Origin of the sequence: Microcoleus sp. D3_18a_C4 (genome assembly GCF_036702415.1) — a bacterium.
GTDB lineage: Bacteria > Cyanobacteriota > Cyanobacteriia > Cyanobacteriales > Microcoleaceae > Microcoleus.
Genome location: NZ_JAUBTI010000146.1, coordinates 1 through 13,027 on the forward strand (window position 1 = coordinate 1; position 13,027 = coordinate 13,027).

The window sequence follows — 13,027 nt, forward strand, 5'->3', positions numbered from 1 at the left end:
TAATGGTTATTGTGGGATGGGCGTCCCGCCCGTCCAAACAGGACGGGCGGGACGCCCATCCCACTTTCACGAGTGGAAGTTATTTAATTCTCATTCCTTAGTCGTCTTCAGACGACTTTAGCTTTGAGGCAGGGGTTTCAACCCCTGTCGGACTGTCGGACTATCGGTTGCACGTTAAGTTGACACCTATGGGCACGGCGCTTTCCCTACAGGGGTTAAAACCCCTGCCGGACTGGGGTTTTGACGTTTTTGGGCACACGATGAAGGCCACGGCGTCTAAGTGCTTACCCATAGCTCAAGATGGATGCAATGGCTAAAATAGTGTGATTTCTACCTAAAGGAATAGATATTTGCACGCAGTATCTGTCAGAATTTCTTTTAAGAAATGTTAACGTGAGACATCTTGGGAATTACCAGTTCCGCTCACCCACTCTAAAAATCCTTGAAGTGAATTCTGTCGGGGTAGCGATTGTTCCGTAGCGGCGAGCGCAAACCCGAAAAAGACCACACTGCCCAAAATGGCAATCAGCGGCAAAGGCTTACCCAGCCCAAAGTCCCGCTGAAGGCGAGCTAACGGTCTGCTCTCGCGCCTGAGCATCTTTCCTACCGTCAGTTGTTTGAGACTAAAAGGATCGCGCACAAAATGACCGCTCCAGCTAATTACCATATGAGAATGGCAGTGGGGGCAAGTGAATAGTCCACTGACCATCCCGACTGGGCCTACGACGCTGGAACGGTTGCAGATCGGGCAAGTGACAGAATGAGTGTTATAGGTGGGAGCGTTCATAACTGTTTTTCTTGAGTAAAAAAAACTAACAAGTAATTGGTAGCCTGTGTTAACGCTTAAGGTATAGACCTTGAGAGGCACTTTTCCTTAATTCCTAGTTTACCGCTCCAATCGGGTCGATCGGAGCTCAATCCTTGGGAAAACCTTCAAATTGCCAATCCCGCAACGAGTGCAAGTCTGGAGCACAGGTGAGATTATATTGCAAGGGAGTTACGGTTATTCTGTTGTCGCGAATAGCTTGTACGTCTGTAGGAATATCATGTGGCACCGCCGAATCGGCGATTTCTTCTACATCTTCTAACAATTCGCCAGCCAGCCAATAATAAGTTTTGCCGCGCGGATCGGTGCGCTTTTGAAATATGTCGAAATAGCGGCGAATGCCTTGACGGGCGATCGCAACTCCGGTAATTTCAGCTTGTGAGACTGCAGGTATGTTGACATTCAACAGCATCGGTTTCGCCATTGGCTGTTTTTCCAACTGTGCCAGCAAGCTGACAGCGAAATCCACCGCCGGCCCAAATTCCTGCGAAGTAAAGCTCGCGAGGCTGAAAGCAATGCTGGGAATACCTTCCATAATTCCTTCCATTGCTGCCGAAACCGTACCCGAACAGATGATATCCGTGCCTAAATTGGGCCCGTGGTTGATACCGGAAAGAACAAAATCCGGCGGTTTGTCAAGTAAAGCCCACAAAGCGAGTTTCACGCAGTCGGCGGGAGTACCCGAACAGGCCCAAGCTTGGACTCCGGGCTCAAAAATAGATTCGACAATTTCGGCGCGGATGGGTTGGTGCAGGGTAAGGCCGTGGCCGGTAGCGGAGCGCTCTCTGTCGGGACAAACTACGCTCACATCGTGGCCAGCGGCGGCGAGAGCGTTCGCGAGGCTGCGGATGCCTTGTGCAAAGATGCCGTCGTCGTTGCTAATTAAAAGTTTCATTGAAATTTTTATAGGCCTTATAGCAATCTTAAACTAGATTCAACTACGGCGATCGCTCTAACATCGAATTACTTATTACAAATTATCCGTAACTGCCGAAAATCTAAAATCTAAAATCTAAAATCTAAAATCAACAAGCTGTAGAGCCAAAATTGCGCTAAACTCAACTTGGCCCAAAACTGCCATCAATCTAAAATCTAAAATCTAAAATCTACCAGACTGTAGAGCCAAAATTGCGCTAAACTCAACTTGGCCCAAAACTGCCATCAATCTAAAATCTAAAATCTAAAATCTAAAATCAAAATGACTGTCCAGCTAAGCGACATTGAAACTCAACTAGAAACCCTCGGTCAAGAGTCCAAAAGTGCGATCGCCACTGCCAATACCCTCGAACAACTCGAACAGTTGCGCGTCGGCTACCTCGGCAAAAAAGGCCAACTCTCTCAAATTTTAGGCATGATGGGCAAACTGTCGCCAGACCAGCGGCCCAAAGTAGGTGCGATCGCCAATACAGTCAAAGAAGCCCTGCAAGCCGATTTAGAAGACAAGCGCGCCTCCCTCCAAACAGCCCAAATCCAAGCCAAATTAGCCTCAGAAACCATCGATGTGACGATGCCGGGGATTTGCCGCCCCCAAGGCCGCGTTCACCCGTTAAACGCCGTCATCGACCGCGCTCTGGATATCTTTGTCGGCCTCGGATACACCGTCGCCAACGGCCCGGAAATGGAAACAGATTATTACAACTTCGAGGCGCTGAACACACCGCCAGACCACCCAGCGCGGGATATGCAAGATACATTTTACCTACCAGGCGGCGACTTACTGCGGACTCAGACATCATCAGTGCAAATTCGCTACATGGAACAGCACAAACCGCCGATTCGGATTGTCTCTCCCGGCCGCGTTTACCGCCGCGATACTGTCGATGCTACTCACGCAGCAGTCTTCCACCAAATTGAACTTTTAGCAATTGATGAAGGTCTGACATTTACTGACTTGAAAGGCACAATTAAAGAGTTTTTGCGGCAAATGTTCGGGCAAGATTTGCCGATTCGTTTCCGCACGAGTTACTTTCCGTTTACCGAACCTTCGGCCGAAGTTGATTTGCAGTGGAACGGCAAATGGCTGGAAGTGTTGGGCTGCGGAACTGTCGATCCTAACGTTCTTAAAGGAGTTGGTTTAGACCCAGAAAAGTATACTGGGTTTGCAGCAGGTTTTGGTGTCGAGCGGTTCGCAATGGTACTTTATGAAATCGACGATATTCGCCGGGTTTATGCTAGCGACTTGCGCTTTTTACGGCAATTTTAAAGCATGGTTTGGGGTCGGTTCTACAAACCCTCTAGAGATTTTGCTTAAGCAAAATCAATTTTGCAGTTTCAAGTAAGCAGACAAGAGCGACAAAACCAGAAGATATGGTGGGCGGGTGAGTGCAAGTAACTCTTGCTATCCGACTTCTTTCAGGTCAAAACCCGCCCCCTCACATCAGTTTATTCATGCCCGCTTACTTAAGTAGACAAGGGCTTTGCGCTTACCTACTTATTTATTTCCTACTTGCTAAAAACACCCTTGATGCTGTCAACAGCGCTCTCTACAGCATTCTTGGTATTATCTACTGCTTTCTGAGTCCGAGCTGAATCTTCGGATGCTCTTTTCTCAATTGTGGCCGCATCTTTCTTAGCTTTGCGCTCTACGACACTACCATCCTCCGATGCTCGATCGACTTTAGAAGCATTTGTCTTGGCAGTTTCCTTAACCTTCTCTTCTGTATCTCGGATGAAGTTCTTGGCTCGTCCAGCATCTTTGCTGGCTTTTTCTTGAACCGCATCGCCCGCATCTGCTGCTGCGATCGAGTTTACAGTAGGAGAAGCCATTGCTGCGGTGTTGGAGAAGAACGCACCAGACCAAACGAAGGCCATCGCTGACACGCAAAGCACAGTTGTAGCCATCCAGCGCCCGACAGTCGAAAGCCGTTTCGTAAAAGAATTCAGTTTCATAGAATACAAAAGGAGATATGACATTCTATTTTTACTCGATTTGAGCGATCGGCGGAACCGTTCTCTAGATAGAGGTTATCCACCGACGAGCTGTTAAAAAAGTTCCCTCTTTTGATAGATTCAAGCCAAGAATGTCAGTCTAGTTTAGATTTTAGATTTTAGATTTTAGAGTTGACTCCCCAGCAGCCATTTGGAATCTTGAACTTGGGTGAGTCGATTGTAGATTTTAGATTAAAGATTTAACAATTGATGTCAAATCTGTTAGGTGCGGAATTATTCATAAATCTCTTATTATCTGCGTTAATCACCGTCAATCCTTTGTCATCTGCGGCGCGAGCAATATTCTTTTTTTTTACCGCAGATGAGGGCAGATTAACACCGATTAACGCAGATGAGTCCACAACCACAGCCCATATCAGCGCGCTTAAGTAGATAGGCGGGAAAAATTATATTTATGCAACTAAATATTAACTAGCGTGCTTCAAGTTAAATTTAACACATGGTTTATGGCCAGTAAGTAGGTGCGACAGTCAAGCTATCATCAATGGGGCGATTGTTTTCATGAAATCTCGCTTCTAAGGATTCTTTCACGGAGTGACCATCGCTTTGGGTTACATACATAGGGAGCATCTCATATTTGTAAAAATACTTCTTCTGGCTCCTTCCTTCTTCTGGCTCCTTCCTTCTTCCTCTTTCCTTCTGCCTCTTTCCTTCTTCCTCTTTCCTTCTGCCTCCTGCCTCAAAACTCCTGCCTCAAAACTCCAATTTCTAGCGGAGGGCTGCAAAGGTGAGATGCTCCCCATACATATTTTGCCGCTCATCTACTGTATTTAGGAATAGGTTGTTCCCGAAATTGTGCGTGGGATATCAACATATAATACTTATAATGACTAATCACAATTTAGTAAAAAAGTCAATACAGTTTCATCAATTCCCTTTAGTTTCAAAGGCTTATATTTAACAATGCGATTTTCCTCAACATAATCTGCAACCGCCGCCGAAATTAGCACCGTGTTTGGTTCCGTCACCTCTTGCAAGCGGGCGGCAATATTCACGCTCGGCCCGATCGCAGTATAATCCGATCGATCGGGGCCGCCAAACATCCCCACCACCGCAGTACCCTGGTGAATTCCGCAGCGAAACCGCACCGGAGGCACGCCATTTTCCCCAACAATTCCCTGCTCCAACCAGCCCTTGTTAAGCTCCTTGAGAGCTCGCAGCATTTGGTCAGCAGCAGCCACAGCGCGGCGTACTTGCTCATTAGGCGTTAGTTCCTCCGGCGCGCCAAAGAAAGCCATTACCGCATCTCCAACAAACTTGTCCACCGTACCGCCGCTGTCAAAAATAGCCTTAGTCATTGCCGCCAAATATTCATTCAACAGCTCAGCTACCCGGCGCGAGCGCAGCGTATTTGCCATTTGAGTAAAACCGACAATATCGCTAAACAAAATAGTAATCAATCGCGGTTCCGGGCGCAAATCCAAGGCCAAATCTCCAGCGGCGGCAGCCTTCACCATCGCCGGCGGCAAAAATCGGCGCAGCACCGACTCAGTTAAATAACTGTTCAACTGCTGCACTCGGCGCTCGTTTTGTTTGAGGGCGATCAAATTCCGCACTTCCGCCAACAATTCTCGATCGTTAAAAGGCTTGGACAAATAAGCATCCGCACCCCGTTCTACTCCTTCAATTCGAGTATCTTCGTCGGCTTTAGCAGTCAGCAAAATTGCCGGAGTTCCCTGCAATTCCTCATCCTCTCGAATCATCCGAATCAAATCCAATCCCGAAATCAAAGGCATCATCAAATCAGTTATAATTAAATTAGGGCGACGTTTTTTAGCCACCGCAAATCCTTCTTCTCCGTTGCGCGCGAGCAAAACTGCAAAGCCGGCATCTCGCAGAATGGCCGACACATAAAATCGCAAATCGGGATTGTCGTCAACTACCAAAACCGTTCCCACTGCTGTTTCCGATCTGACAGGTTGGAGCGGCTCAAAGTTATGATTTTCGGCCTCATTTTCCGATAAATCCGCTTCCACATCGGCCAGTTCCACCGCAGCTTTGGATGAGTGAAACTCCGCAGGTATTTCTAGTACCTGTTCCGGGGGCAAGTGAGTCGAACCGAAGTGCAGCCAAACGGTAAAAGTAGTACCTTCGCCGTAAACTGATTCAACTGAAATTTGACCGCCGTGGAGTTCGACTAATTCTTTGACAAGTGCCAAACCTAAACCGCTGCCTTCGTAGGAACGGCTTGCTGAACCTTCGGCTTGGTGAAACCGCTCGAATAAATAGGGAATTTGTTCGGTGCGAATGCCGATACCAGTGTCTTTTACTTGCAACAAGCAGTGAGCGCCGGCCGATTCAACTTTCAGGGTGATAGTTCCGCCTTCTGGGGTGAATTTAACAGCATTTGATAGCAGGTTGTAAATAACTTTGTCAAATCTTTCCAAGTCCAAATAAAGTAAAGGACATTCTTGCAGTTGGGTAATTAAGTGCAGTCCTTTTTTCTCGCAGTAGGCGCGGAACGACTCTGCGGTAGAGTAACAGAAACCTACTAAATCGCAGGGGCGGAAACTCGGCTGCATCCGTCCGGCATCGAGCCGCTGCAAGTCCAGCAGTTGATTTACCAAGCGCAGGAGGCGGCGGGAATTACGCAAAGCGATTACGGCTTGTTCGTAGGGCAAGTCTTCTTTGCGCCTGCAAGCTGATTCCAGAGGGCCGATAGTTAGAGTTAGAGGCGTGCGGAACTCGTGGGAGATATTTTGGAAAAATTCGGTTTTGAGCCGATCGGCTTCCAGAAGCCGTTCTGCCTGCTGTCTGGTAGTCTGGTAGAGGCGCGACTGCTGCACGGCAAGAGCAGCTTGAGTTGCGACTATTTGAGCCAGGTCAATGTCTGAGATGTTCCAGCGGCGGATGCTGCAATTTTGGCGCAGGGAAATGCTGCCGATGATTTTGCCTTCTGAGAGTAAGGGAACGACTAACAGGGCGCGGGCTGGCGATCGAACTTGCAGTTCTGTAACATTTAACTCGGGGTGTTCGTCGAGGTCTTCGATCGCCACCGGCTCTTTTGATACCATAACTTGCAGCAACACCGGATTGCCCCGAATCGGCACCAAAGACTGTGGCAAAGAAGGATGGGCAAAAACCCAGGCGCGAGTGTTAGCAGCAGCATCGCCAGAAGCCGTGTCGTAGCCAAGAGGGTTCGCAACTACCTCTGGATTGTCAATAAAGCCCTGTTCTACAGCCACGGTATCCCTCTCTGTGTCGTATAACCCCACGCATTGGACGTATTCATCATCTTCTGTCCACAGAGATAGGGCGCAGCCGTCAACTTGCAAAGCTTGGCCGAGTTGTTGAGTAATGGCTGCAAAAATATTTTGGGGATCGAGACTCGATCGAATTGCCGTAGTAATAGTATTGACTAAGGCCTCGCGCTTTGCCAGCGCCCGCACCTGTTCGTAAGCCCGGGCTTGAGAAAGCGCCAAAGCCGCTTGGTCTGCCACCGTAATTACCAACTGTACCTCGTGGTCTTGCCACTGGCGCCGTCGATCGAACTGGTGCAGCGCCAAGACTGCCATCAGTTCCATTTTGTAAAACAGCGGTACGATCAAGCTCGATCGAATATTCGCAGCTTCGTAAGCCTGCTTTCGTTGGTGATTATCCCAGTTTAAAACTCGATCGTCAGTTTGGGCATCTTGAATCACCTCCACATCCAGAGTTTCCCAAACCAAATCCGGCAGCAAATCCGGGGAGAGTTCGGCAGCAGAAGCCTCTGGGGGCGTGACTTCCTCATCGCCCCGCAACCCTTTTGTTTCTGCCTTCTGGTAAACGAACCACTCATCGGCCACCCGGCCGTCTTGGAACGGCCGCAGCAGACAGCAACTCACCTCAAACATCTGCCCGACAGTTTCCACAATTCTTTGCAGCATTTGCTGGTAATTGGGAGCCGATCGGATAGTATTGGTAACGGCATAAAGCAGCGATTCTTGGCTCAAAGCACGGCGCAGTTCATTGGTGCGCGTTTTCAGAAGATTGTGAGTCTCAACAGCTTGACTGACAAGATTTATCAGCTCTTGAGCATCCCAAGGCTTGGTAACGTATTTGAATACTTTGCCAGCGTTAATAGCTTCAACTAAATCTTCAACATCCGTATAGCCAGTTAAAATAATTCGGATCACGTCTGGGTATTGAGCCGCCGTCAGGCTGAGAAACTCCGTACCGCTCATTTTTGGCATTCGCTGGTCGGAGATAATCACCGCAACTTCTCCCTCTTTTGCCAAAATTTCGAGAGCAGCGGGGCCAGATTCGGCTCTGAGCACTTTGTAGTCTCGATGGAAGGTGCGGTAAAGCAAGTCGAGGTTATCCGGTTCGTCATCGACGATCAGAATTTTTAGCTTAGGATTTTCTTGGGAATTCATGCACCGTTCTCCTGTGCCCCGGGGCTGTTCGATTTAATAAGTCCGATCAAAGGAAGAATTCGCCGATTTAAATTGCTGAAGTCATACCATTTTCGATTTTCGATTTTCGATTTTCGATTGCGAATGAGTGATGACATAAGGCTTGGGATTTTGCCTAGAGGGCCATTATTTTGGGAAAATGGTATCACAATAATTCGTGGATATGAAGTTGTTGTGAGTAGGCCGAGGCAAGCATCAACCTTGATTTTTGATGTCTGGGTTTTCAATTCGGAATTCTTCTGAGCCACAGTTATCTGTCGTGCACCCCAATTTTATTATTTAATGATATTCATATAAACTCGTCTCCCGATAAGTTTTTTTCACCCCTTACCTTTATGCAGCAATACAGCAAACACACATCTGGCCATTTTAACGGGAGCATCTCAATGAAAGCAGCCCAGCTAGAAATTGGAGTTTTGAGGCAGGAGTTTTGAGGCAGGAGGCAGGAGGGAAGAGGAATAAGGAAGGAGCCAGAAGAAGTGTTTTTACCAATATGAGATGCTCCCATTTTAACTGCAGTCTGGATATCTCAGAATACATAGGAATAACCGTCCTGATTGTGAGTTGATTTGCCAAAATTATGTTTGAGCCTGGCTCCGGGGAGTGTTTTATTTGGTATGTGAAAGCTGCCCGCAGCAAGATACAATAGACAACCAACATCTTCGCCGGTGTTTTTTCCCACAATTAACAGCAACTTTAACAGTCAGCCAAGGATACCGACCACAATCCGGCGCCGAGCCCCTGACTGATATTCGGGGGTCGCCCACAGACCACAGAGGTGTCTGTGGGAGTGACGCAATTGCTGTACCATTTTAGTTAGACTTGCACTTTTTTCCCCGATCTCGGCATTTTTTGTGCCTGCTGCAGACCAACCCCCAAGCCAATTACTGCGGCGAAACACCGCAAGATCGAGCATCCATCTGTTAATCTTAGCTAGGGATGTACTCTGTGGAAACCGATCGGTCGATTTTAGATTTTAGATTTTAGATTTTAGATTTACTCCACAGATGAATCGCGGAGCTTGAACTAGGGTCTAAAATTTTGATCTCTCCACGACGAGTGTCGGTGACTTGTATCGGTTTTTAGGCAGGGTCAATCAGCTCGATCGAGGTTTTGAAGGTCTCGCGCGCAGCAGAGTATCGAACCGAGGGGGAAAACGCCTGCCGACTGTTTCCAGGCATCCAAATTTAAATTGGAGGTTGAAAAAGTACCCAGTAGCTCAACAGGTAAGGCCGGTTCGATCGGGGACGGGCGATGGATAGCCCAGAACTGCTGAAAGCTGGGGTGCCAGCCCGGGGGGCGGCGGGGAACATCCGACGCGCGATCGTGCCCAGTGTTAGTATGGTCAGTCGTTGAGTTTTTCAACTACCGCTTGACCGAAGAACGAGTCCGCCGGGCCCCTGGCTTTAGACACGGGGATAAGTCGGTAGCGGTTTCAACCGCCTGAGCGTGTTTGATATAATTCAAACAGCAAGTAAGAATAACCATCTACGCGAAGAATCATCAAGCGTGCGGAGAAATCCCGGCAACGGAGACATCCGCCTTTGATGCGGAATACTTAAAGGGCGAATAATGGCAGGGTGAGGAGCGTACCTATCTGGCGCAAGCGATGGACTCTGAAAGTAAGAAACACTCTAAAAGTAAGCGCAATTGCAATATCTTTGATACGGGTATTGTTTTGAGCGTCTAGGGGGACTTTTGCCTGTCCCTTCCAAGTTTAGCTTGGAGAATCCCCCAGCTTGGGCCGTGGGGAGTGTCAAAGATAAATTATATTCGATCGGGTATTTCCCTAAGCAGAGAGCGGTAGGATTCCGGGAACCTGACCGAAGAACGAGCCCGCCGGGCCCCTGGCTTTAGACATTGGGATAAGTCGGTAGCGGTTTCAACCGCCTTCAGTATTTAACAATTCTTAAGGCAAAATTAGTGTAGTATGCAGATTAGTGCTGTATAACTCTACTATGAGTGTTAATTACAAATCAAATAAAAATGTTGTCTACTCGTGCAAGTACCATATTGTGTGGTGTCCGAAATATCGTCGCAAGGTTTTAGTTGAGGGGGTCGATGCCCGTTTAAAGGAGATATTGTTAGAGGTGGCGACTGAGTTTAACAGTGAATTAATAGAAATGGAAGTAATGCCAGATCATGTTCACCTCTTAGTCGAGTGCGATCCTCAATTTGGAATTGCCAAGCTAATTCGATACATGAAAGGACGCTCTTCCAGATATCTCCGTCAAGAATTTCCTTGGTTAAAAAGTCGATTGCCAACCCTGTGGACGAATAGCTACTTTATTGCGACTGTTGGCGGTGCGCCTATTTCAGTAATCAAGCAGTACATTGAGAATCAAAAAAATGTCTAGCTATGGATGTCAGCAAAATTTAATTAGTCCAAATCGAGAGTTAAGAAGCGTTCTAGAGTTTGTATGCGAAGAGTCGAACAAACTAGCCAACTGCGGGACTTACTACTCTCGACAACTGTATTTCAAGACCGGGAGGATTCCCGGCAAGTATGACTTGCACAAATTATTCAAGGAAAATCTTCATTTCAAAGCGCTGTATTCCCATGTTGCTCAACAAACGTTGACCAGTGTTGCGGAATCTTTCAAGTCATATATTGGATTGCTCAAGGGAATCAAAAGTGGCACAGTAACGCAACATCCTAGACTACCCAAATACCGCAAAAACAGCTTAAAGCTTGTGACCTTCCCAAAGGCAGACGTAAAGCTAAAGAATGGGCAATTGAGGTTCCCATTAGGCAGTAAGGTTAAATTGTGGTTTGGAATTAGTGAATTTTATTTGCCGATGCCGTCCAATCTCGACTACAAGACAATTAGAGAGATTCGTATTTTGCCAAGAAATGGACAATTTTATGCCGAGTTTGTCTACCAACTTCAGTCAAGAGCGATTGAATTAGATGTCAGCAAAGCTCTGGGTATCGATCCAGGGTTGAATAATTGGTTAACTTGTGTTTCCAATGCGGGAACAAGTTTTATCGTAGATGGACGGCATCTAAAATCATTAAATCAATGGTATAACAAGCGAGTTGCAGCGATTAAAGAGCATAGACCTCAAGGTTTTTGGTCTAAGAGATTGGCGCATATTACAGAGAAGCGAAACAGGCAGGTCAGAGATGCAGTTAACAAAGCGGCTAGATTAATATTGAAACACTGCCTAGAAAATCAGATAGGCACAGTCATTTTTGGCTGGAATAAAGAAATGCGTCAAGAGATTAATCTTGGCAGCAAAACAAATCAAAATTTGGTGCAAATTCCTACCGCTCGATTGAAAGATAGGATTTCCCAACTTTGCGAACAATATGGCATTCGGTTTATCGAAACCGAAGAAAGCTATACGAGTAAGGCGAGTTTTTTAGATTCGGATGAATTGCCTAAGTTCGGTGAAAAAACTGAAGGGTGGAAAGAATCTGGGAAGCGCGTTAATCGCGGATTGTATCGTTCTAAAGATGGAAGCAAAATCAATGCAGACTGCAACGGTGCGGCGAATATTTTGCGAAAAGTAGCGGCAACTTTAGGGTTATGCCTTAAAAGAGTCAGTAGAGGCGCTTTGATTTCGCCTTTGAAGGTTCGTATTTGGACTCTTCAAGAATCCCCGTCCCTGAGCGGGCCCGGGAGTATCAAGTTAAAACCTTTGTGATTGTTTTTAATACCTTGCCCGCTAAGCTGTCGCGCATTTAATTTGTAAGCTACTGTTTACTTAAACTATTGTGATGCCGGCCGAAAGCCAGGGATCGAGCTTCAATTTAAAGGCCAAATAGCTTATCCACCAATCTAGTATTAGGGGATGAGTTTTATTTTTTCATAACTAGAGTATTAACTGCTAAAAATTTTCCCTTTACCTCAAATACTACTTAAAGTCAAGCACCAAAAAATGTAATTTAATCGGGCTAATAAACTATGCCTATAAGTTACGTTATAAGATCAGTATAACATCAGTGAATTTTCTAAGAGGGTAGCTTAGAAACCCGCGTAAAAAAATTAATATAGTGGCCTGGCATTGTGAATCCTTCATTTTTTTCCTCACCATCTCACCAACAACAAACTCCCGGACTTTCGGGTTTTTCGATCCGGGTGGCTGCGCCGAACGACTTGACGCAGCTAGCTGATATTTTGGCCATGAGCTTTCACTCCCGCGAGGGGTTTGTAGAATGGGTGTATCCAGTGTTGCGTTTGGGCATTTACGAAGATTTAAAAAATCGACTGCGTTCTAAGGCAGAACATTACATTTGTCTGGTTGCTGAGCTAGTCTCGCGCGAGGAGGGAACGCAGAATTATAGGGCGCACCGAGATCAGCGCCTAACAGGAACAGTAGAAATGGCTCTACGTTCTCGCTTTCCTTGGCAAATCCCTAATTCTGACTATCCTTATTTGTCGAATTTAGCCGTTCACCCGGAGTACCGGCGGCAAGGGGTTGCTCAACAATTGCTCAGCAACTGCGAGGAGACAGCCAGAGAATGGGGATTTTCTGAGATTTACCTCCACGTTCTGGAAAATAATCACCCAGCGCGACAGTTGTACTATCAAGCCGGCTATCGCTTGCAACAGGTGGATTGGAATTGGAGTGGTTGGCTGTTGGGCCAGCCGCGCCGGCTGTTTTTACGCAAGCAGATTTCGCTATCCTAAGCTAAGTATTTGAATTGATTATGGGGAATTGGGGCTTCGCCAAGAAAAAGGAAAAAATAGCTCTTCTTTCCTTCTATTGTGAATCAATGGAATGGGAATGGGGAATTATTGATGAATTTTAGTTTGCTCTTAAGCCCGATCGCCAAGGGAGCATCTCAGTTTTGTAAAAAGCATTTTTTTTATTGTAGTGCGAGCGTCCCCGCTCGCGTATTGTACAATAC

At 46.8% G+C, this 13,027-nt stretch carries 8 protein-coding genes; 4 read left to right on the forward strand and 4 right to left on the reverse strand.

Annotation, left to right across the window (positions count from 1 at the left end; genetic code table 11):
• Nucleotides 1–388: 388 nt before the first annotated feature.
• Both QUB16_RS31100 and surE read right to left on the reverse strand, forming a co-directional pair.
• Entirely contained in the window at nt 389–787 is a 399-nt protein-coding gene (locus QUB16_RS31100) for a hypothetical protein (protein WP_333322089.1), read from the reverse strand.
• 127 nt (nt 788–914) lie between these two features.
• Nucleotides 915–1,721: a 5'/3'-nucleotidase SurE gene (surE, locus tag QUB16_RS31105; RefSeq protein WP_333322090.1), complete on the reverse strand. Its 807-nt coding sequence runs from the start codon at nt 1,719–1,721 to the stop codon at nt 915–917.
• Nucleotides 1,722–2,024: 303 nt separating this feature from the next.
• Here surE and pheS point away from each other — a divergent pair, with 303 nt between their 5' ends.
• On the forward strand, nt 2,025–3,029 hold the full coding sequence (gene pheS / locus QUB16_RS31110; RefSeq protein ID WP_333322092.1) for a phenylalanine--tRNA ligase subunit alpha: 1,005 nt from the start codon (nt 2,025–2,027) through the stop codon (nt 3,027–3,029).
• 239 nt (nt 3,030–3,268) lie between these two features.
• Here the strand turns inward: pheS and QUB16_RS31115 are convergent, their stop codons facing one another.
• Together QUB16_RS31115 and QUB16_RS31120 are read right to left on the reverse strand one after the other, a co-directional pair.
• Entirely contained in the window at nt 3,269–3,739 is a 471-nt protein-coding gene (locus tag QUB16_RS31115; protein WP_333322094.1) for a hypothetical protein, read from the reverse strand.
• Between the two features lie 866 nt (nt 3,740–4,605).
• Nucleotides 4,606–8,130 (reverse strand): response regulator, encoded by a 3,525-nt coding sequence (locus QUB16_RS31120; RefSeq protein ID WP_333322096.1) that lies wholly within the window; start codon nt 8,128–8,130, stop codon nt 4,606–4,608.
• A gap of 1,997 nt (nt 8,131–10,127) precedes the next feature.
• Between QUB16_RS31120 and tnpA the strand changes: the two genes are divergently transcribed.
• From tnpA to QUB16_RS31135, 3 genes are all read left to right on the forward strand, one after another.
• Nucleotides 10,128–10,526: an IS200/IS605 family transposase gene (gene tnpA, locus QUB16_RS31125; RefSeq protein ID WP_333286416.1), complete on the forward strand. Its 399-nt coding sequence runs from the start codon at nt 10,128–10,130 to the stop codon at nt 10,524–10,526.
• On the forward strand, nt 10,519–11,820 hold the full coding sequence (locus tag QUB16_RS31130) for a transposase (protein WP_333322098.1): 1,302 nt from the start codon (nt 10,519–10,521) through the stop codon (nt 11,818–11,820). Before tnpA ends, QUB16_RS31130 begins: the two co-directional genes overlap by 8 nt.
• 362 nt (nt 11,821–12,182) lie before the next feature.
• A complete protein-coding gene (locus tag QUB16_RS31135; RefSeq protein WP_333322100.1) occupies nt 12,183–12,806 on the forward strand; it encodes a GNAT family N-acetyltransferase in 624 nt (207 codons plus the stop codon).
• Nucleotides 12,807–13,027: the final 221 nt, after the last annotated feature.